Source organism: Limosilactobacillus caccae (assembly GCF_900156885.1).
GTDB classification, from domain to species: Bacteria; Bacillota; Bacilli; order Lactobacillales; family Lactobacillaceae; genus Limosilactobacillus; species Limosilactobacillus caccae.
The window spans coordinates 96,927-118,501 of record NZ_FTOY01000011.1 but is presented as its reverse complement, the minus strand read 5'-3'; the positions used below and the strand labels follow the sequence as shown (position 1 = coordinate 118,501).

The 21,575-nt window shown below is 46.8% G+C and carries 21 protein-coding genes and 1 other RNA gene; 4 read left to right on the top strand and 18 right to left on the bottom strand.

Annotated features, from left to right (window positions below; translation table 11 throughout):
- Nucleotides 1–6: 6 nt before the first annotated feature.
- Together rimI and tsaB are read right to left on the bottom strand one after the other, a co-directional pair.
- Nucleotides 7–570, bottom strand: coding sequence for a ribosomal protein S18-alanine N-acetyltransferase (gene rimI / locus CZ502_RS06630; RefSeq protein ID WP_083673334.1), 564 nt, complete (start codon nucleotides 568–570; stop codon nucleotides 7–9).
- Nucleotides 554–1,279: a tRNA (adenosine(37)-N6)-threonylcarbamoyltransferase complex dimerization subunit type 1 TsaB gene (gene tsaB, locus CZ502_RS06625; protein ID WP_076460834.1), complete on the bottom strand. Its 726-nt coding sequence runs from the start codon at nucleotides 1,277–1,279 to the stop codon at nucleotides 554–556. Before tsaB ends, rimI begins: the two co-directional genes overlap by 17 nt.
- A 345-nt stretch (nucleotides 1,280–1,624) precedes the next feature.
- Here tsaB and CZ502_RS06620 point away from each other — a divergent pair, with 345 nt between their 5' ends.
- Both CZ502_RS06620 and CZ502_RS06615 read left to right on the top strand, forming a co-directional pair.
- On the top strand, nucleotides 1,625–2,971 hold the full coding sequence (locus tag CZ502_RS06620) for an SLC45 family MFS transporter (RefSeq protein WP_076460832.1): 1,347 nt from the start codon (nucleotides 1,625–1,627) through the stop codon (nucleotides 2,969–2,971).
- Entirely contained in the window at nucleotides 2,971–4,734 is a 1,764-nt protein-coding gene (locus CZ502_RS06615; protein WP_076460830.1) for a glycoside hydrolase family 13 protein, read from the top strand. Before CZ502_RS06620 ends, CZ502_RS06615 begins: the two co-directional genes overlap by 1 nt.
- A 252-nt stretch (nucleotides 4,735–4,986) precedes the next feature.
- On the opposite strand, the gene galE is transcribed toward CZ502_RS06615, so the two are convergent.
- From galE to tadA, 16 genes are all read right to left on the bottom strand, one after another.
- Entirely contained in the window at nucleotides 4,987–5,982 is a 996-nt protein-coding gene (galE, locus tag CZ502_RS06610) for a UDP-glucose 4-epimerase GalE (protein ID WP_076460828.1), read from the bottom strand.
- Nucleotides 5,983–6,101: 119 nt separating this feature from the next.
- Complete coding sequence (locus tag CZ502_RS06605; protein WP_076460826.1) at nucleotides 6,102–7,070, bottom strand: Ppx/GppA phosphatase family protein; 969 nt, start codon at nucleotides 7,068–7,070, stop codon at nucleotides 6,102–6,104.
- Between the two features lie 3 nt (nucleotides 7,071–7,073).
- A complete protein-coding gene (locus tag CZ502_RS06600; RefSeq protein ID WP_076460823.1) occupies nucleotides 7,074–9,314 on the bottom strand; it encodes an RNA degradosome polyphosphate kinase in 2,241 nt (746 codons plus the stop codon).
- A gap of 2 nt (nucleotides 9,315–9,316) precedes the next feature.
- Complete coding sequence (locus tag CZ502_RS06595) at nucleotides 9,317–10,831, bottom strand: exopolyphosphatase (RefSeq protein WP_076460821.1); 1,515 nt, start codon at nucleotides 10,829–10,831, stop codon at nucleotides 9,317–9,319.
- 147 nt (nucleotides 10,832–10,978) lie between these two features.
- The gene (locus tag CZ502_RS06590) at nucleotides 10,979–11,749 is read right to left on the bottom strand and encodes an acyl-[acyl-carrier-protein] thioesterase (RefSeq protein WP_076460819.1); all 771 of its coding nucleotides are present in this window, start codon (nucleotides 11,747–11,749) and stop codon (nucleotides 10,979–10,981) included.
- Nucleotides 11,750–11,759: 10 nt separating this feature from the next.
- Nucleotides 11,760–12,629, bottom strand: coding sequence for a 16S rRNA (cytidine(1402)-2'-O)-methyltransferase (gene rsmI, locus CZ502_RS06585; protein WP_076460817.1), 870 nt, complete (start codon nucleotides 12,627–12,629; stop codon nucleotides 11,760–11,762).
- A 3-nt stretch (nucleotides 12,630–12,632) separates the two neighbouring features.
- Nucleotides 12,633–12,983 carry a DNA replication initiation control protein YabA gene (locus tag CZ502_RS06580; protein ID WP_076460815.1) on the bottom strand — a complete coding sequence of 117 codons (351 nt, stop codon included), beginning with the start codon at nucleotides 12,981–12,983 and terminating at the stop codon, nucleotides 12,633–12,635.
- A 10-nt stretch (nucleotides 12,984–12,993) separates the two neighbouring features.
- Complete coding sequence (gene holB, locus CZ502_RS06575) at nucleotides 12,994–14,007, bottom strand: DNA polymerase III subunit delta' (protein WP_076460813.1); 1,014 nt, start codon at nucleotides 14,005–14,007, stop codon at nucleotides 12,994–12,996.
- 14 nt (nucleotides 14,008–14,021) lie between these two features.
- Nucleotides 14,022–14,345 (bottom strand): cyclic di-AMP receptor DarA, encoded by a 324-nt coding sequence (gene darA, locus CZ502_RS06570; RefSeq protein WP_076460811.1) that lies wholly within the window; start codon nucleotides 14,343–14,345, stop codon nucleotides 14,022–14,024.
- A gap of 2 nt (nucleotides 14,346–14,347) precedes the next feature.
- Nucleotides 14,348–15,001, bottom strand: coding sequence for a dTMP kinase (tmk, locus tag CZ502_RS06565; RefSeq protein WP_076460809.1), 654 nt, complete (start codon nucleotides 14,999–15,001; stop codon nucleotides 14,348–14,350).
- Between the two features lie 14 nt (nucleotides 15,002–15,015).
- Nucleotides 15,016–15,264 carry a YaaL family protein gene (locus tag CZ502_RS06560; RefSeq protein WP_076460807.1) on the bottom strand — a complete coding sequence of 83 codons (249 nt, stop codon included), beginning with the start codon at nucleotides 15,262–15,264 and terminating at the stop codon, nucleotides 15,016–15,018.
- Nucleotides 15,265–15,268: 4 nt separating this feature from the next.
- A complete protein-coding gene (gene recR / locus CZ502_RS06555) occupies nucleotides 15,269–15,871 on the bottom strand; it encodes a recombination mediator RecR (protein WP_303645093.1) in 603 nt (200 codons plus the stop codon).
- Nucleotides 15,872–15,874: 3 nt separating this feature from the next.
- Nucleotides 15,875–16,183 (bottom strand): YbaB/EbfC family nucleoid-associated protein, encoded by a 309-nt coding sequence (locus CZ502_RS06550; RefSeq protein WP_076460805.1) that lies wholly within the window; start codon nucleotides 16,181–16,183, stop codon nucleotides 15,875–15,877.
- Between the two features lie 21 nt (nucleotides 16,184–16,204).
- Entirely contained in the window at nucleotides 16,205–18,019 is a 1,815-nt protein-coding gene (gene dnaX / locus CZ502_RS06545) for a DNA polymerase III subunit gamma/tau (RefSeq protein WP_076460803.1), read from the bottom strand.
- 132 nt (nucleotides 18,020–18,151) lie between these two features.
- Nucleotides 18,152–18,249, bottom strand: an RNA gene (gene ffs / locus CZ502_RS06540) — signal recognition particle sRNA small type.
- Between the two features lie 35 nt (nucleotides 18,250–18,284).
- On the bottom strand, nucleotides 18,285–18,797 hold the full coding sequence (gene tadA, locus CZ502_RS06535; RefSeq protein WP_076460801.1) for a tRNA adenosine(34) deaminase TadA: 513 nt from the start codon (nucleotides 18,795–18,797) through the stop codon (nucleotides 18,285–18,287).
- Nucleotides 18,798–19,052: 255 nt separating this feature from the next.
- Here tadA and nrdH point away from each other — a divergent pair, with 255 nt between their 5' ends.
- Both nrdH and nrdE read left to right on the top strand, forming a co-directional pair.
- On the top strand, nucleotides 19,053–19,274 hold the full coding sequence (gene nrdH, locus CZ502_RS06530) for a glutaredoxin-like protein NrdH (protein ID WP_076460799.1): 222 nt from the start codon (nucleotides 19,053–19,055) through the stop codon (nucleotides 19,272–19,274).
- 103 nt (nucleotides 19,275–19,377) lie between these two features.
- Nucleotides 19,378–21,549 (top strand): class 1b ribonucleoside-diphosphate reductase subunit alpha, encoded by a 2,172-nt coding sequence (nrdE, locus tag CZ502_RS06525; protein ID WP_076460796.1) that lies wholly within the window; start codon nucleotides 19,378–19,380, stop codon nucleotides 21,547–21,549.
- The last annotated feature ends 26 nt before the right edge of the window (nucleotides 21,550–21,575 follow it).

The following is a 21,575-nucleotide window of genomic DNA, read 5'->3' as shown; positions in this document are numbered from 1 at the left end:
TCTCCTCTACTTCTTATTAAGTAAGTCTGCTTGCATATCAACTGCATCTTCGTGGTTATCTAGGTAATAACGTGGCTTAATGTGGTGGTCACGAAATCCTAAACTCTCGTATAATTTTCGCGCCGCGAGATTGTGCACCCGAACCTCTAAACTCAGCGAGTGGAGTTTGAGATGGCGGGCAATATTTTTGGCGGTCGTAATCAGGTATGTCCCAATGCCCTTCTTTTGGTAAGCAGGGGTGATCCCAATATTAGTAATGTGCAGGTCGTAGTGGTACCAGTCAACCGCCATCCCCATAAAGCCAATGACCTGGTCATCATCTTCGACGACCAAGTATAAGCGATCGTGCGGGCGCTGGAGTTCGAGGCGGAAAGCAGCATAACTCCACGGGGCAACCCCGTATATCCGCTTTTCAATCTCAATTAAGGTTTCAATGTCACGTTCTGTCGCCATCCGGACAGCATACTGGTGACCATTGACCATTACGACACGGCGGGTAAAGTCCAGGACTGGCCGTTTCGGTGCCCCCGTCGTTGTCATCACTAACCATTCTTTAAACTTCTCGAACATAATTCTTTCTGGTTTCTCCCGGATGAAGCTTCTGCCAGTTGGCTTCTGCTTCAGTAATCCGCAAATAATGAGGGACAAACGGGTCAATATCTTCTACCGGTGACTCCTTTTCACCTGCAATCGCCAACTGGTAAGTTGACGGGATGCTGTAAGTCCGTGGTAGCAGGGTCACATTCGCTGGTAGTTGGTCAAATTTTGCCCGGATTTTATCCGTCATCTGACCGACAAGGACCACCGGCCGGTCAAGCTTTGCTAATTGGTCAAGTAATGTATCAATCCCCAGGTGTTGGTCAGCAATCTTATTTACTAGCGTGCCGTCTTCCCACTGGTAAGCACCGGCAAAGACATTTCCCCGCCGGGCATCAAAGAAGGGCACGATTACGGCTTTTGCTGTTGGGACAACGTTTCGTGCCAAGACCGCGAGGCTGGAAACCCCGACTAAGTCAATTTTTTCCGTATCTGCCAACACCTTGGCAGTCGTAACCGCGATCCGTACCCCCGTATAAGAACCAGGCCCCTGGGCGACGACTACCCGGTCGAGATCAGTCGGTTGCCACTTTACTAGTTCAAATAACTTACTAATCGCTGGCATTAGGTAAATACTGTGGTTGCGCACCATGTTAAGGGTCGTGGTGGCTAACAATTGCTCATCTTCAACCAGGGCAACACTCATTGGGTGGTTGGATGTATCGATGGCAAGTATTTTCATTTTGATCAATCCTTTCAATCATCTTACATATTATCACAATGGATAAGTTTTGACCCCCTTTTGCTTTTAATTCTGCCAAACCATTTCTAAATTGAAAATTACGATTTGAATTATGCGTCACCAATTTCCATGGTTGGTCAAGAATAATGATTGTTAATCAATATATTTATAAAACTTAATTTTTAAAATATTTCCCCCTGACTTAGCTAAAAATCATTTGTTCCCACAAAATAAATGAAGGCGTTTACATTTTATTATTGCAACCGCTTGCACAAATTAAAAAAGATGATATTCTAATGACGATTATTAATTAATCAGATGCAGTTATTATGGAGGTTTTTTATTATGGACGCAAAGAAAGGAAAAAAACAATTACCTACACTAGCGTTTTCTGTATTGATGTTAATGACTTTTGGTAACTTAGGGACCTCAATGGCGTTTGCCCTGCAAAGCGCCAACATGGGGCGGATTTTCCAAACCCTTGGTGCTGACCCAACTAAGCTGGGATACTTCTTTATTCTGCCACCACTGGCCGGAATGATTGTTCAACCACTAGTTGGTTACTTCTCTGACCGGACTTGGATTCCTAAACTTGGTCGGCGGTTACCATACCTGATTGTCGGGACAATTGTTGCGGTCATCGTAATGTGCCTGTTGCCTAATTCTGGTTCATTAGGGTTTAAGACATCCACCGCCCTGTGGTTTGGTGCGGTCGCAATCCTGTTTATGGACTTATCTTCCAACATGTCAATGCAACCATTTAAGATGATGATTTCTGATATGGTTAACGATAAGCAAAAAGACATTGCGTGGTCGTGGCAAACAATCTGGGGTAACATCGGTTCTGTTGCTGCGAACTTGTTCCCATTCTTCTTAACCTGGATTGGTGTCGAAAACGTTGCTGCTAAAGGGGAGCTTCCCGATTCAGTTAAGCTTTCCTTCTACCTCGGTTCATTAATTCTGGTCGTTTCTTCAATTTTTACGATTTGGAAAGTTGATGAATATGATCCAGCTACGTACGCTAAATACCATGGTTTAGACGAAAACGAAGAAATTAGCGAAAACTTCTTTACAATTATTAAAAATGCTCCAAAGGTCTTCTGGACGTTAGGATTGGTTGAATTCTTCTCCTGGACTGGTTTCCAATACCTCTGGACATACGGTACTGGTACTGTTGCTGAAAACATCTGGCACACTAAGGATGCTGCTAGTGCTGCATACCAAGCTGCCGGTAACTGGTTTGGTGTTTTATCAGCCGTTGAAGTTGCTGTTGCTATTATTTGGGGCCTTGTTTTAACCCGGTTAAATGATAAGCTTCGTAAGCCTGCCTATGCCTTTGGGATGATTGTCGGCGCACTTGGTTTCTGGGGTCTTTCTGTTGCACCAACCCGCTTCTTATCCTTTGTCGCCTTCATCGGAATTGGTATTTGTTGGGTAACAATTAACTCAATTCCATTTACTATCTTAACAAATGCCCTTGACGGTAAGCACGACGGTACTTACATGGGACTCTTTAACTGTTGGATCTGTTTCCCACAAATTGTCGCCTCAGTTGCTTCCTTTGCTCTTTTCCCAATGCTTGGCAATGATATTCCACACATGCTGGTTGCATCCGCAATCTTAGCATTAATTGGTGCCTTTGCCGTTTACGCCGTTAAGGAAACATCAGTTGAAAAAGGAGATATTGACTAATGAACTTTGCAGCGATTTACCACCGGCCAGAAAGTGAGATGGCGTTCTTATATGATGCCCACACGATGCGGATCCGTCTCCGAACAGCTAAAAATGATGTTGTCAAAGTCGAGCTTCTTCATGGTGACCCATATAGCTTACGTAGTCTAGTAGGGATAAAGCCACCGTTTTATACTCAACCAACACCAATGGATAAGATTATTACTGATGATCTTTATGATTATTGGCAATTAGCTGTTACTGAGCCCAAGAAACGCTTAGCCTACGCCTTTAAGATCACCGGTGCAGATAAGACAGTCACTATCTATACCGACCGTGGATTTATTGCACCAGATGATGAAGAACAACTTAACGACCTTAATACCTACTTCCGGATGCCATTTTTCCAGACAATTGATGCCGTTCATGCACCAGAATGGGTTAAAAAGACAGTATGGTATCAAATTTTCCCTGAGCGTTTTGCTAATGGCGACAAAACTAATGACCCTGAAGGAACAAAAACGTGGGATCCAAGCGTTACCCCTGGACGACAAGACTTTTACGGTGGTGATTTACAGGGAGTTCTCGACCACCTTGACCACCTTAAGGAATTAGGCGTCAATGGAATTTACTTCAACCCGATTTTTAAGGCTTCATCAAATCATAAATATGACACCGAAGATTACTATCAAATAGATCCCCACTTTGGTGATGATGACCTCTTCAAGAAGGTTGTCAAAGAAGCGCATAAACGAGGCATCAAGGTTATGCTCGATGCGGTCTTTAACCATATCGGTGATAAATCACCCCAGTGGCAAGACGTCTTAAAAAACGGCAAAAATTCAAAGTACAGTGATTGGTTCCACGTTAATAAATTCCCTGCTACCTATACCCCAACGGATAACTTTGAGTTTACCCCGGACGCAACTTACGATACCTTTGACTATACACCGCATATGCCAAAGTTAAACACCGCTACACCAGCAGTTCAAGACTACTTGCTGGGGATTGCGAAGTACTGGGTGGAAAAGTTTGATATTGACGCTTGGCGCTTGGATGTTGCAAATGAAATTGACCACCACTTCTGGCGCCGTTTCCACCAGGAGATGGTTGCACTCAAACCAGACTTCTATATTCTCGGGGAAATCTGGCACACGTCACAGGCATGGCTTAATGGTGATGAGTTTAGCGGTGTAATGAACTATACTTATACCACGGCAATTCTCCATCACTTTGTCAAACATCAACTAACTGCTCCCCAACTGGTTGAACAGCTTGGAAATCAGCTAATGAAGTACCGGGATCAAACTAATCAAATGATGTTTAATGCTTTAGATTCGCACGATACTGCTCGTGTGATGACCCTTGCTAATCATAACATTGACCTAGTTAAACAAACCTTTGCCTTCACCTTCCTCCAGCCAGGCGTTCCTTCAATTTATTATGGAACCGAATATGGAATGGACGGTGCTAATGACCCTGATTGTCGGAAGCCGATGAATTGGCACCCAGATAACCAAGGTCAGCAGATGTTTAACTTTATGCACCAACTCGTTAATTGGCGCCGGAATAACTGGCAAACTATCTCTGAAGGAACTATTCGCTTTAGCGTCTTACCGAACGGGCTAATAGAAGTCCAGCGGCAGTTAGATGACCAGCAGTTAGTCGGTTATTTTAACACCACCAATACTGCGGTCAGCTTTACCGCAACTGGGGAAAAGTTGATGGCACAAAACTATTCCAATGGTCAATTAGCTAAGGATGGCTTTGTCATCACTAAGTAACTTCCGTTGCCTAGGAAGGACTGTTGATTAACTGCACCATATTAATTCTCAAATTCCGCTAAACAACAAATAAAAATCTTACAAAGCAAAAGGCTAGCTAAGCAATCACCTGCTGATTGTTTGACTGGCCTTTTCTATGATACTGAAACTAACTATCCTTAAAAAGGGAAAATCCAGATGATTGCTTCACTTATGTCAGCAAAGCAATCATCTGGATTTTTCGCAATTATTCTACTTTAGCGGTTAGTTTAACTAGTCGCGGTCATCATAACCCTTTGGGTGGGTTGAGTGCCACTTCCAGGCGGTTGCAATGATGTCATGAACATCATCGTACTTTGGCTTCCAGCCTAAGATTGTCCGGGCCTTATCACTAGCCGCAACTAATGAGTCTGGATCACCGGGACGGCGAGGGGCCATCTTCGCAGGAATTGGCTTGCCGGTAACTTCCCGGGCAGCCTCTAACATTTGCTTGTTGGAGAAGCCGGTTGATGAACCAAGGTTAAAGGCATTACTCTTGTTGCCAGCTTCAAGGTACTTGATTGCCAAGATGTGGGCATCAGCAAGGTCCATTACGTGAACATAGTCCCGCACGTTGGTTCCGTCAGGAGTATTGTAGTCATCACCAAAGATGCTCAATTCATCCCGTTTCCCCTGGGCCACTTGTAAGATGATTGGTACTAAGTGGGTCTCTGGACCGTGGTCTTCACCAATCGTGCCATCAGGAGCTGCCCCGGCAACGTTAAAGTAACGAAGAGCAACGAACTTGATCCCATATGCCTTATCTGCCCAGGCCATCATTTCTTCCATCATTAACTTACTCAAGCCATATGGGTTAATTGGCTTTTGCGGGTCTGTTTCCTTGATCGGCATGTGTTCAGGAACACCATATGTCGCCGCAGTTGAGCTGAAGACAATGTACTTGATGTCGTGGTCATGCATTGCTTCAAGCAAGGTAATCATCCCACCAGTGTTGTTGTCAAAGTACTTCAGCGGCTTACTCATTGATTCAGGTACAATTGAGAAAGCAGCAAAGTGAACCACTGCCGTAATATCTTCGCTATCAAAAACCTTGTCTAGGAACTTACGGTCGCGAATGTCACCTTCATAAAACTTCGCCTGTGGATTAATTGCGTCACGGTGACCAGTTGAGAGGTTATCTGCAACAACAACGTCTTCACCATGATCGATTAAGTCTTTTACCATGTGGGAACCGATGTATCCGGCACCACCAGCAACTAAAATAGCCATCTTATTTCCTCCTTGATCCAACTAAAGCTTTCATTAGTGATTGTAGCACAGTTTTACCATTAACTATTAGTAAAATTTAGTAAAAACAGATAAAAATTTAACCGTTTTCATCCCCGCAATCATAACGATGCAATATCACCAAAGTCAATTTGGTGGTCCAGGTACTTAAAGAGGAGCCCTTCCCGCAACCCACTGTTGCTAAAGCTGACCTCATCAATTGCTAACTGCCGCATCAGGGTAAAGAGCGGTAAAAGCCCGCCGACAACTACGTCGGCCCGGCCCTTCGTGATGCCGCGAATGCCAGCCCGCATTTGCCGGTCGCCTTCTAGTAGCTGGTGCATAATCAAAAAGGCCTCTTCTGACCGCATTGTCAAACCATGGACCGGCATTACCTCGTCGGGGTTGAGTGCCTGCTGCCAGCGGAAAACTTTGGCAAGGGCCCGGTTACAGCCACCGAGGGCAATGATCTTTGTCTGCCGCAGCCGACTCAACCACAGCTGTTGGGAAAGAACTTCATCAATCCGCACAATGGCATCAAACAAGTTCGCCGCATCAATCTTATCCTCCAGGTGGTAGCGCTGGGAGATTAGCACTGACCCCATTGGGATACTGACTGTTTCCTCTGCTTCACCATTGTTAACGGAAATTAGTTCCATACTGGCCCCACCGGTATCAAGGATCAAGCCCTTATCAATTGGCAAGGTGCGGCTTACCCCGACGTAATCAAGGTACGCTTCCCGTTCACCACTGATAACGTGAATGTCAAAGCCGGTCTGCTTTCTCACATCGGCTAAAAACTGGGCCTGGTTTTGCGCCTGGCGAACAGCGGCGGTCGCCACTGCAACGACCGTCAGTCCCTTATCCTTATACTGGTTACAAATTGCGCGAAACTCGGTCAAGGCATCGAGGGTTCGCTTAATTGGGGCTGGTTTAAGCATCTTTTCTGGTCCCATATTTGATGCTAACCGCACATACCGTTTTTCATACTGGGCTGTCTCGTAACTGCCATCTGCTTGAATTTTAGTAATCTTTAACCGGACTGAATTAGAGCCAAGGTCAATAATTGCAAGGTATTTTTCTTTGACCATCCACTAGTCATCCTTTCTGTCATCGAGGTGAAGGTTCGAAACATGCTTGGTCAAAGTCTCAAATACTGATGAAAAGTGTTTTTTTGCCTTCTTTTCCCGCTTGATGTTCTTATTCAGGGTCATTGCCTGTTCAACAAAGTATTCTTGTGCGTTAAATGGCGTTGCATCACCACGGTCGATTCGCTCGTAGTGATCACCAACCAGCCGCCGGGCCTTCACATTGTCCTTCCACATCATATCAAAAATATGGATGGCGTGGGCCTTCGTATCTTCCTGGGTAACCGGGAAGAGCTCCTCTACCCGCCGGTTTAAATTCCGGGTCATCATATCTGCACTAGCCAGGTAGATTTCATCATGACCATTGCTCTTGAAGTAGTAGATCCGGGAGTGCTCAAGGAAGCGACCGACGATTGAGTGGACTTCGATGTTGCCGTGTAATTCCGGAAGGTCATTGCGCAAGCAGGTAATCCCGCGGACAAGTAGTTCAACCTTTACCCCGTTGGCCGCCGCGTCATACAGGTGGGCAATAATCTGCTTATCGGATAGTGAGTTCATCTTCATCCGGATCAAGGCCGGGTTACCATTTTGTGCATTTTCAATCTGCTCGTCAATTTTGGCATTGATAAATGTCCGAATCCCGTTTGGCGAAACCCGTAACTCGTTGAAGTAGGCTGGCCGGGCAAATCCAGAGAGCATGTTAAAGAGGTTGGTCATGTCAATTCCCAATTCGTGGTCACAGGTAAAAATCCCCATGTCGGTATAGAAGTGGGCCGTTACATCATTATAGTTTCCCGTGCCAAGGTGCATGTACCGCCGTAAACCATCTTCATCACGCCGGATTACCAGGGCGACTTTACAGTGGGTCTTTAGGCCAACCAAACCGTAGATAACGTGACAGCCCATTTGTTCTAGCCGTTGGGCCCAGCGCACGTTATTTTGTTCGTCAAAACGGGCCTTCACTTCAACAAGGACCGTCACTTGTTTTCCTTGTTGGGCAGCCATCCCCAGGTACTTGATAATCGGTGAGTTCCCTGAAACCCGGTAAAGGGTCATCTTGATTGCCAAAACATCGGGGTCAATAGCTGCCTGGTGGATAAAGTTGACCACTGCCTGGAAGTTATCGTACGGGTGTTGCATCAGGTAATCTTGCTGGCGAATGGCCGTAAAGATGTTGTGTTCCATATCCAAAGCAGGGTCCAGGTAAGGCTTGTACGGAGCAAAGCGGAGGTCATCATGACCATCAACCATCCCCGCAAGTTTCTTCAAAAAAGTCAAGTCAACTGGCCCATCGACTTCATACAGGGACCGTTCGCTCACGTGAAGGTTATCAATCAGCTGGTCCTTCAACCATTCATCAATCGTTGTGGGAACTTCCAGTCGCATTACCTGCCCGTGCTCCCGTTCTCGCAGCTGGTGCTTAACGGCCCGCAAGAGGTCTGAGGTATCTTCTTCCGCAACGTCCAGGTCCATGTCCCGCATTACCCGGTAGGAAGCCGTAGCAAGGATCTCATAACCGGGGAATAATGCTCCTAAGAATTCGGTCACGATCTCATCAATTAGGATGAAGTTGTTTTCCCCGGGAAGGCGGACGAGGCGTTTATAAATTTCGGGAACCCGGACTGTGGCAAACTTAATGTCTGCTTCCTTGCGGTCATCGTGTGGTTCCGTTTGCCGGCGGTGAACTTCCTGGTCCCCTTCCAGGATTTCGTCTGTTTCACGGGCACCCGCCGTCACTTTCCGCCGGAGCCGGATTGCAATGTTTAATGAATTGTTAGAGATAAACGGGAATGGCCGGGAGGCATCGTCCGCCATCGGGGTCAGCACCGGCATCAATTCATCGTCAAAGTACCGGCGGATAAACTCGTATTGTTTGTCGTCGAGGTCAGCAAAGTGGAGGATGTCAATCTCGTGTGCTGCTAATTCCGGGATAATCTGCTGGTTGTATACCTCGTAACGCTGCTTTACCATCCGGTGTTCTTTTTCGTTAACGGCATCGAGCTGCTCTTCCGGCGTCAGTCCCGAAGCATCAGTCGTTGTCACGTTTGCTGCTGCCAGCTTGTGCAACGAGGCAACCCGGACCATGAAAAATTCGTCAACGTTACTCTGCGTTATCCCCAAGAAATTGGCCCGTTCAAGTAAGGGATTCCCAGGATCAATGGCTTCACCAAGTACCCGGCCGTTAAAGTCGATCCAGCTGAGTTCACGGTTAACATAGTTTTGTGGTTTATAAAAATCCTTGTACATCGTTAGTAGTTGCTCCTCTCCGTTAGTACCGGTTGAATCCCGTAAACATCCTTAAATAGTTGTGACTTCTTGCTAAATGACCATTTTTCCAGCACTAAGTCATCATTGGCCGTCGCCTTAATGATTAAGCGATCGTCCGCAGTTAGCTTCAGGTTGAGGTCTGAAATCTTCTGCAACCGTGAATCATCAAGCGCATCAACCAGCCGTAAAATCGCCGCTAACTTGGCAACGGGCATTTGGATCTCGTCGTCTAGGTGACGGTAATGGGCCTGGTTAATATCCGGTGACTCCGCACTATGGTAGCGGGCGACTTCCGCAATGATCCGGTTGTCCTTATCCGATAACCCAATCAACGGGTTGGCCTCTAAAACGTAAGCCGAGTGCCGGTAGTGACCCTTTTGGTTAATGAAGTTTCCAATGTCATCAAGCCGGCTGGCAATCTCTAATAATAGTCGCTCATGCTGCCCCAAACGGTGGATTGGCCGTAACTGGTCAAATAGCTGGAGCGAAAACTGGGTAACAAAATCACGGTGGGCCGAATCAACCCCGTACCGTTCAGAGATATTATCAGCAGCGGTGCGAATCATTGTGTTAATCTGCCGCTGGGTCTGGTCGTTATTAACCCCGATCCCGTGGCAAATCCCGTCCATCATCGTGATATCCGTGACATACAATCCTGCCGGCTGGATCAAGCGCTCGGTCCGCGCGGCTACCAGGTAGTTTGGTAATAGCAGCTCAAATTGTTGGTCGTCAATTGCGATATCCTGGACTAGGTCATCCTTCGTCGGTGACAAAATCTTTAAGTAATCATCGTGGAACTTGTCCATTGATACCGCGGCAATTTGTTCGTTCTGGGGCAAGAAGAGTTTATTCAGTGACAGGGCATTTTGCACCAGCATAACCGTATGCTTTTTCTTCGTTAACTCTGGCGTAAGGTATTCAAGCTTACTACTGATGTAATCTTGAATAATCTCGGTTGGGTTAGTGGCCGTCTTCCGCAGGTTTTGCACCAGCCGACTAATCTTCACGTTCCCCAAGTCGATGTCCCACGCCCGCTCAAAGCTGCCATGGTGGAAGTAAGCCAGGGTGGTCGAATTCAAGCCAATACTGAGCAAGTACATGTTGTGCTTGCTCAACTTTGTAAATTCCGGCAGGAGGGTCAAAATGTAACTCATCGACTGGGCCATAATCTGGTTATTATTTAGCCACTCAATTTGAAGGCCGACGCGCACTTCAAGCTGGTCCGCAACATAGCGGGCGGTCACGGCATCCAGGTCTTCATAGTCACCATAAAACTTGACCGGCGTTGCCTGGTAATCCTTGATGATCTGCTTAAATCCTTCGATATTATTAACGATGGCCGCCATGTTTTCTGAATAATTAGCAACCTTCTTCTCACCGACGTTCAACAAGCCAGAGCGAACGTTATTAATCACCCGCAGACTAGGCACTTCCACAATTCTTAAGCTTACTTGGTCTGGTTCCAAGTAAATTATCGCCGTCAATGACTTTTTCACTTAAACCCACTCCTCACTTTTACTACTACTTTAAGAATAACATTTTCATATGTATCTCACCACAATTCAGGAGGAGAGCTTCCGAAAAGAAAAAAGACCGGCGAAATTACATTTCTCCAGTCTTGTTTATGTATTTATTTCTAATTGTTAGCAGTTATCCCACTCAATTCCAGCGACCGCATTAACGCCATCTGCTACCTTAATCTCGTGTCTGGTTAACAACTGATCGTCAACTAACTGGGGCTGATTGACCCGGCTAGCCACTGTCTCGCCATCACGAACTTCCCGTAAGTATTGCAGGCTAAACTTCCGCAAGCGGTGGTGACGCAAGAAGTCGCGACCAAGGGGGTCTAATAGCCAGTCAAAATAACGGGCATTGTTGACGTGGTGGTTGGCGTCAAGGTCAAAGTAACGCACCTGGTAGTCCTTTTGTAACACTTCGTCATCCGCTGACAACTTTGCTGGCCGCTTTAAGCGGGAAATCCGTTTAACCGCGGGCGATTGGTAGGGCGTAATCAACTCCGGGGGAATTGACTCCATCCGCCGCGTCGTCAAATTCATGAAGACAAAGATAGCCTTGATCTTCGCGTACACAATGTGGTGCTCTTGGTCGGTCAACCAAAATTCCCGAACAGCAAAGAACCGGTTATAGGCAACGGCCCGTGTCCCAAGAATAACGGTATCGCCAAAGGTCGGCTGCTCCTTTGTCAGTTCGCCTTCATAGCCACTGACCACCCAGGTCCCACCGGTCTGTTGGACAAGCTTCGTATCCATTCCCAGTGACATGCTATGCTCATCGGATGCCATTGAGATCATGCTGAGGAGCATGCTCATGCTCGGGTGACCGGTCTCATCACATTCATAGTAAGTTAATAAATGTGGCATCTCATACGTTTGTGCCCCTTGCTTCAAGTCCATATCCTATCTCCTACAATTGATGGTACTGCTTATACAGTTCTTGCCGTTTCATATTATTCCGCTTGGCAACGAGTTTAATCGCCGCATTCGTCGAAAGGCCTGTTAAGATTGCCTGATCAACCTGCTCCGTTAGTGGTAATGACAATGACTCATCCTGGTCATCGGCTTCTGGATGGTCATTTCCCGCTACCAACACGACAAACTCTCCCCGGGGCTGGTGCTCTGCAAACCAGGCCGCAACTTCGCCGAGACTCCCCCGCGTAAATTCTTCATAACGCTTGGTAAGTTCCCGGGCTAAAACCACCTGCCGCTGGTCACCAAAGACTTCGGCCATCGCAGCGAGTGTCTTCTTTAACCGGTGTGGTGCTTCATAGAAAATCATCGTCTCTTGCCGGTTCTTCAACGCTGCCAGTGCCGTTAACTGCTGCTGGTGCTTCCGTTCTAAGAAGCCATAAAAATAAAATGGCTGGGGAACCAGGCCAGAAGCAATTAGGGCCGTCAAGCCCGCATTGGCACCGGGCAGTGGAACAACAGGGATTCCCTCTTTTACAGCGGCTTCAACCAGCTCTTTTCCGGGATCGGAAATTGAGGGCATCCCCGCATCACTACACTGCGCAATCGAAGTCCCATCCTTTAGCTTAGCGATAAGTTCAGGAATCCGCTGCTCCGTGTTGTGCTCGTGAAAGCTAATCTGCCGGGTGGTGATTTCAAAATGATTTAATAGCTGCTGGGTGTGCCGGGTGTCTTCGGCCGCAATCAAGTCAACCTCCTGCAGGGTCTTAATCGCCCGGAAAGTCATGTCATCAAGGTTGCCAATTGGCGTTGGGACAAGGTAAAGGCGACCTGTTGCCGTCTCATTAAAACTACTTACTTGTTGCATACTCTACTTTGTCACTCCTTGCTCATGACCGAAAATAGCATCTAAACAAAACGTGCATGATTCATTAGGCGCCAACCGCTTTCCATAGTATTCACTACAGACGTGAAAGCCTTGCTGGTAAAGCTCTTTTAAATTTTGCCGGGAGCCCGATAACTGGTCATCACTGTGCCGCGGTTGGTTTTGCTTGATCACTTGGCGTAAGTGTTCATTTTCAATCGAAAGCTCAACATTTTTCTCCAGAATTTCGGTAATCTGTACCTGGAGTTGCTCCATGTTATCGACCAGGTCTTTCATCTGCTTCGTTACCTGAGCAAAACGTTCATAAATGTTGCTTGAATTATGTTGCTCACTCATTTTCTCGCCCCTATCTCGTCGCTAATGTTTGGACAATCCGGATTGTCAACTGCTCGGCGACATTTTGAAAGCTAATATTTTGCTCCAACATATGCCGGGTCGCCAGCGTTAACTGACTGGCGGTCAATATTTTACTGGCAGAATACTTACTAGCCACCCCTTGTAAATCATTCACCGCATTAGTAAAGTGCAGGCGGGCAGGGTCATTAATCCCCGTAGAGATCATCAATGTATCACGCCACACTAATGTCATTAGGTCTAAAATAATCTGCTGCTTAACACGGTCCGCTGCCAGCTTCACTAAGCCCGTCTGAACATCAACAAAGCCCAACATATCTGGCTTAGCAGTATCTTTGTACCACTGCAAGACAGCTTCGATTGCATTAGCAAACCAGTTATCTTCTTGCCACGACGCAATTGTTTCAACCGAGTCGGTTATCCCCACCGCAATCTGCCGTTGGCTGGCGGGAATATCATGCTCCGCTAACACTTGCAAGAGAGTATCACGCTTTAGTGGCTGCAATTCGATCACCTGTGTCCGCGACCTTATCGTCGGCAAAAGCGCACTCTTATTAGTCGTCATCATCAAGATGTAAACACCCGGGCTCGGCTCTTCGATAAACTTCAGCAGGCTATTAGCCGCTCCCGTTGTCATCTTATCGGCGTCCTTAATAATAAAGAGCTTCTTGTTCCCTTCTACCGCACTCTTGGTAAATTCTGCCTTGAGGTGACGGATCTCATCAACCTTAATCTGCCGACCCTCTGGTGCTGCCATCACGATGTCCGGGTGGTTACCTGACAAGATTCGCTGACACTCTGGACAAGTCATATCTGGCTCATTTCCTTGCGGGTGAAGGCAAAATAGGCGCAGGGCTAGCCACTTGGCAATTGACATCTTCCCGGCCCCACCAGGACCAACTAACAAATAGGCATGGGCTAGTTCATTATTTTTTAAAATCTTTTGAAAGCGGGCAATAATTGCTGGTTGTAATTGCTCAGCACGTGTTCGCTGTTGTTCAACCACCCATCATCACCTACTTAAAACTGGATAAAATCTTCAACCGGTAAGACAAAGACCGTCGCCCCACCGATCCGGACATTGACAGGGAAAGCAGAGCCCCCTTCAACATCCATGTGCATCTGCGAAGTAACGTATTGTTCCCGTGACTCAGCGTTCTTCTTAATCACATCTAATACCTCTTGGACGCGGTCGTTTTCAACCCCGATTAAAAAGGTTGAGTTTCCTTCACGTAAAAACCCACCGGTCGTTGATAGCTGGGTGACGTGGATGTCCGCCTTGTTGAAAGCCTTCCGCAAGCGGTTGCTATCCTTCGACTGAACAATTGCAATAATCATTTTCATCGTTAATCACTCTTTTCATTAAATAATTCTGGAAAACGGTCGTGAATTGTTGACTCTACATCGTTAATTACATCGCTAAGTGGTTGACTAGCATCGATCAGCTTAATCCGCTCTGGATGTTCCCTTTGCAAGCGCAGGTAGGACTTTCGCACAGTCTGGTGAAAGGTCAGTTTTTCCTTATCCAGGCGGTTGACCTGGTTTGCCCGGTGGGCAGCAATCCTGTTCAGCCCTAATTCAGACTCAATATCGAGGTAAATTGTTAACTGCGGTAGCAAGCCATCAATGGCAAACTGGTTAATCTGCCAAATTGCCTCTTCACCAAGTTGGCGGCCCGCCCCTTGGTAGGCGATCGAGCTATCGACATAGCGGTCGCACAGGATTATCTTCCCCGCTTGAAGCCCCGGGACGATTTCTGAGACGATATGCTGGCGCCGCGCGGCCGCAAATAAGAGCGCTTCTGTCCGCCCATCCATGTCAGTATTTTGCCCATCGAAGAGAACCTGGCGAATCTCTTCTGCGATATGGTTTCCTCCTGGTTCCCGAGTATACATTACCCGGTCGCCAAACTGAGCGGTTAAGTCTGCTTGCACCTGCCGCATCACGCTGGTCTTCCCTGCACCGTCTGGTCCTTCAAATGAAATAAATTTTCCGTCCATCTCTATCTGACCTCCTAGCGGTCAATTACCCCGTGATTCAGCTTCCCATGAACCTTGAACTTGCGGGCAAGCTTATACAGGTACAAAAACTTTTGCTCCTGGATCCGTGTCCGGTAGTGAAGCTCACTATTTACATTCGCCTCATAAACCGCTCGTTCGGTCTCGCGTGCATGGTCCCAGCTCGCCTTCGTGGAATAGACCGCGTCGAGCAGGCGCTGGTTCCGGTCACGTTTTAACTGTTCTGCTGATCGCTTAAAAAACATTCTCTTACATCTCCGTTCGGCCCTGAACCGCCTTAAATAACGTCATCTCATCGGCGTAGTCAATGTCTGCCCCCACTGAGAGTCCGTGGGCAAGGCGGGTCACCTTGATTCCAGCAGGCTTGATTAGTTTGGCCAGGTAACCTGCCGTTAGTTCACCATCTGATGAAGCATTGGTTGCAATAATCACTTCTTTTACTTCATCATCCTTTTGCAGTCGCTTAAGCAAGCCCGTGATATTGATATCCTCCGGGCCGGTCCCGGCAACGGGAGAAATCACCCCATGCAAGACATGATACATTCCGTGGTATTCATGCATCCGCTCCATTGCCATAATATCTTGTGATTGCTCAACAACCAGGATCTGAGAATGATCACGGGTCTTATCACGACAAATCGGACATGGGTCTTCCCCGGTAATATTGCCACAAATACTGCAATCATGCAGGTCACGCTTAGCAGACAAAAGGGACTTAGCAAAATTAGTGACATCATCTTCTTGCATCGTCAGGGTATAAAAAGCCAGCCGGGTGGCTGTCTTTTGCCCAATTCCCGGCAATTTAGTGTAGCTTTCGATTAATTTTGCTAATGGCTCTGGATATTGAATCACTTTTTACAACCCCATACCCTTAGTGTACTTGCCTAACTTTTGTTGGGTGGCGTCGTTTACCTGCTTCATTCCGTCCTTAATTGCAGCAATAACAAGGTCTTGGAGCATGTCAACATCATCGGGATCAACGGCTTGCGGGTCAATCTTCAAGTCAACCAATTGGTTATCACCACTGAAAGTAGCAGTCACCATGTCATCGGGGGCCTTCCCCACAAATTCTTGCTTAGCAAGGTCTTCTTGTTCTGCCATCATTTTCTTTTGCATTGCCTTTGCTTGCTTCATCATTTGTTGCATGTTCATTCCGCGCATCATAATATCATCCATCCTTTATTTTTAATTATCTTCTACTTTAACAACATCACTGCCAAATAGTTTTTGGGCAGTTGCAACTGGGTCATCTACCGCCGATTGGGGGGCAGCTGGCTCGTCTGGCAACGGGGGCTGTGGTGCTTGTTCCGGACTTGCCGGAGCACTTGCTGAGTCTGCCACTGGTGCCTGTTTAACTGGCTGGTCTGCGACTTTGGGACCATGCTTACCAAAGCCATGATCCTTGATAAAGTCTTGGCGGATCTGCGGCCACTTGTCTTTTGGTACGAATACTACCTGCCGCTCATTGCCTGTCAACCGTTGCAAGGCGTTTTCCATGTTGTCTAACAAGGTCGTATCGTCTGCTGCCTGCTGGAATAAGAAGGGGTAGTTAAACGCAACAATAATCCCGACTGCGCTGGCAGCAACTGGCTCTGATACATGGAGCAACGACCGTTGTGGAACTGATAGCATATTAAGCATATCTCCCCACAGGTCACGGACATTTACAAGGTCTTGCCGCGTTGCATTTTCCAATACGGGGTAGACCTTATTAATATTAACATGAACTTTCCGTTGTTGAACCCGCGGTTGCTCATTTGCCTGCCGGGGGGGTGCCGTCGCAGGCCGTGCTTGCGGACGTGGATTAGCCTGTAGCTGTTTAACGGTCTGTTGGAGTTGCTGGATTTCTTGTTGTAACTTTTCAACAGTCTCATCGGCAACCGGTGACGGCGCCCCTGCTTCTGGCTGGTGGTGCTGCTGAATCTGAGCGAGCTTAATTGTTAAGACTTCGAGATAGACATCCGGATGGGTCGTAAACCGCATCTCTTCCTGGATGTTATTAAGCTCGTCAATCATCTGGTATAAAGTCTCAGCGGTCGCCGCCTTGGTCAGTTCTTGGAAGTCTTCTTCCTTTAAGCCCGTACTCTCAACATTAATCAAGCTTGGCGATTCCTGGTATAACAAGACATCGCGAATAAAGGAGATCTGGTCTTCAATAAAGCGTTGCCCGTCCTTTCCCTCGCCTAAGATGTCCTTCATTGTATCGAGGGCGGTGGCACCTTCGTGTTCACAAACTTCTAAGAAATACTTCTTCAGTAGTTGCTTGGTCACACTCCCGGTCACCAACAGGGCATCGTCGAGTTTGACCTCATTGTCACTAAAGGAAAGCACCTGGTCAAGGATACTTAAGGCATCCCGCATCCCCCCTTCAGCCGCGTTGGCAATCACCCATAGTGCCTTTTCATCGTAGTCAACCTGCTTTTGGTCCAGGATATACTTCATCCGGTCAAAGGCATCCTGGGCGGAGATCCGGCGAAAATCAAACCGTTGTACACGTGAAATAATGGTAAGGGGAATCTTGTGTGGCTCCGTTGTGGCAAGGATAAAGATTACGTTTGCCGGTGGTTCTTCAAGAGTCTTGAGCAAGGCATTAAAAGCCCCCGTCGAAAGCATATGCACTTCATCGATGATGTAAACCTTGTAATCTGCCTGCGTTGGCGCGTATTTTGCCTTATCGCGAATATCACGAATCTCTTCCACCCCGTTGTTCGAGGCCGCATCAATTTCGATTACATCATTAAGCTGACCGTTGGTAATGGCCTTACAGATTGCGCACTCATTGCAGGGCTCGCCGTCTTTTGCGTGGTGACAGTTAACCGCCTTAGCAAAAATCTTAGCGGCAGATGTCTTCCCCGTCCCCCGCGGACCAGCAAACAAGTACGCGTGACTAATTTGGTTAGTAATAATCGCATTCTTTAGTGTTCTTGTGACAACCTGCTGGCCGACAAGATCATCAAATCTCTGCGGACGCCAAACACGATACAACGCCTGATAGCTCATCGCCAAACTTCCTTTCTAAATTTAAAATACTAATAAATAGTATACTAGTAATATATCGTAGAAAGTAGTGATTTACATAAAATTTTAAATAGAAAAAGGAGATTAGGCAATCACCCAATCTCCAGCTTAATTATCAATAAAACTTAGGGCACAAGACACAGCAAACTTAGTGCTGCTTCCTTCCAGACCTGACACGGTTCGTAAGCGTGCCCTTGCCCTAAGGCCTTACGGCAAATAGTATATTACACTATTTTTCTTTAAATTGCTAGGGGGTAGCCCGATTTTTACGCCGCAGGGCCTTGCGTTTTTTCCGAATCGCCCGGAAAAAATCTTTCAACATCTGACTACACTCATCCCCAAGTAGGCCAGCATGAACTTTGACCTGGTGGTTGAGCCGCGAATCGTTTAACAAATGATAAAGGCTGTCAACTGCCCCGGCTTTCGGGTCACTCGCCCCGTAGTAGACATTTTTAATGCGGGCATTGACGATTGCCCCGCTACACATAATGCACGGTTCTAACGTCACATATAGGTCACAATCTTCCAGGCGCCAACTGTGAAGGTTAGTGCATGCTTCCATAATCGCAAGCATCTCGGCATGGTAAGTCACGTCCTGAAACTTCTCCCGCATATTATGGCCGCGCCCGATCACCTGGCCATCGTGGACAACAACCGCCCCAATCGGCACTTCATCGAGAATCGCTGCCTTGCGGGCCTCAATAATTGCCAGCCGCATAAATTTTTGGTGTTCAAGGTCAGTTGAACTATTTTTTTCCATCTTTTTTCTCCATTTTTGTAAAAATCATCTTAGATTCAGTGTATAATATTGCAGTGAATTTTTGAAATTCTTTTAAGTGACTAATCATCTGCTCAAAATTAACAAAAAAGTTTCACGGGTTATACCGCCCACCACCAAGCACTATATGTTGTGTTTCACTAATTGTGTGACGCAAAATGTAGTGCTTTTTGATTGATTTTTTTCGATTCCCCGCTATACTAGATACCATTGATTAATCGTTTAGGAGGCTTTCTCATGGTAACTGTATTTTCCAAAAATAACTGCATCCAATGTAAGATGACAAAACGCTTTTTGGAGCAGCATAAAATCGCATTTATTGAACACAACATTGATGAACAACCGGAATATGTAACACAATTAAAGTCCGAGGGCTTTATGGCTACTCCAGTTGTAAAACTTCCTAATGGTAATGCATTCTCAGGTTTTCGTCCTGACCAATTAAATCAACTTGCCTAACTATTAAAGAAGAATTACTAGTAACCACCTTTGCCAGGCAGCAATCCAATTGTTGCGCTGGCTTATTTATTGGCAAAAATCAATTAGAAAGTGAGTTTTTAAAATGGCGTTATCTGACATCGATCTGACCAAGGTTAAATACTATGACTACAACAACGAGGTCAACATTCCCAAAAACGGCCAAATCCAACTCAATAAGGACAAGTTGGCATTGGAGGACTTCCTCAAAGAAAACGTTGAACCCAACACGAAGCATTTTTCTTCATTAGCAGAACGCTACCAGTGGTTGGAAGGCAACGACTACATCGAACCGGGCTTTATGAGCAAGTACCGTGATGAATTTATCGAAGAACTTTATGACTACCTGCAAAAGCAAGACTTCCACTTCCATTCCTTCATGGCCGCTTACAAGTTCTATGCCCAGTACGCACTCCGGACAAATGATAAGGAATACTACCTTGAAAACTACATTGACCGGGTTGCGATGAACGCCCTGTACCTTGCAAACGGTGATGAAGAATTGGCAATGCAACTAGCTGATGAAATCATCCACCAGCGCTATCAACCAGCAACACCAACCTTTTTAAACGTTGGCCGGAAGCGGCGGGGAGAATTTGTTTCCTGCTTTGCCATCCAGACGACCGATGATATGAACACGATTGGCCGGACCATTAACTCCGCCCTCCAGCTTTCAAAAATCGGTGGGGGAGTCGGCATCAACCTCAGCAACCTTCGTGAAGCTGGGGCCCCAATCAAGAAGATCAAGGGGGCAGCAAGCGGTGTCGTCCCAGTGATGAAGCTGCTCGAAGACAGTTTCACCTACTCTAACCAACTAGGACAACGGCAAGGGGCGGGGGTCGTCTACCTCAGTGTCTTCCACCCAGACATCGTCGAATTCCTTGGTGCCAAGAAGGAAAATGCCGATGAAAAGATCCGGATTAAAACCCTTTCCCTCGGAATTACTATTCCTGACAAGTTCTATGAGTTAGTTGAACAAGACGCTGATATGTACTTGTTTAGTCCGTACGACGTTGAACGGGTTTATGGCAAGCCATTCTCCTATGTTGATATCACTGCGGAATACGACAAGATGGTTGCTAACGACGAAATTACCAAGAAGAAGGTCAACGCCCGGGATCTGGAAGACGAAATCAGCAAGCTCCAGCAGGAATCTGGTTACCCATACATCATTAATATTGATACCGAAAACCGGGCTAACCCAATTGCCGGAAAGATTGTGATGAGTAACCTCTGTTCTGAAATTGCCCAGGTCCAGGTCCCTGCCCGGGTAAACGACGACCAGTCATACTCCGAAATGGGGATTGATATTAGCTGTAACCTGGGTTCGACTAACATTGCGAACATGATGGAAAGTCCAGACTTTGGTAAGTCAATCAAGGCGATGATGCGGGGCCTTACCCGGATCAGTGACGTTGAAGACCTTGACGTTGTCCCAACGATCAAGTATGGTAACCAGCTGGCACACTCCGTCGGCCTTGGTGCCATGGGGCTTCACAGCTACCTCGCCAAGCACCACATCCAATACGGTAGTCCCGTTGCCATTGAGTTTACGAGTGTCTACTTCATGCTCTTAAACTACTGGTCACTGGTTGCGTCAAACGAAATCGCCAAGGAACGGCAAGAAACCTTCCACGACTTTGATAAGAGTACGTACGCTGATGGTTCATACTTCGACAAGTACGTTACGAAGGACTGGGGACCACAGTCGGACGTCGTTAAGGAACTCTTTGCGGGCATCTTTATTCCCGGAATTGAAGACTGGCAACAGTTAAAGGAAAACGTGATGAAGGATGGCCTATACAACCAGTACCGGTTAGCCGTTGCGCCGAATGGTTCTACTTCTTACATCAATGACTCGACTGCCAGCCTTCACCCAATCATTAACCGGGTTGAAGAACGGCAAGAAAAGATGATCGGTAAGATCTACTACCCTGCCCCATACCTTTCTAACGATACCATGCCATATTACCGGTCAGCATACGACATGGACATGCGGACAGTTATTGACACTTATGCAGCGGCCCAAGAACACGTTGACCAAGCATTATCAATGACCCTCTTTATGCGGTCAACGATCCCAACTGGCCTTTACGAATGGAAAAACGGCCGGACCAATAAGATGACTACCAGGGATCTTAACATCCTTCGCCACTACGCCTACAAGAAGGGCATCAAGTCAATTTATTACATTCGGACCTTTACCGAAGATAGCGATGAAATCGGGGCAAACCAATGCGAAAGTTGTGTCATTTAATTGCGGTGGTAATTTGATTTAATTAT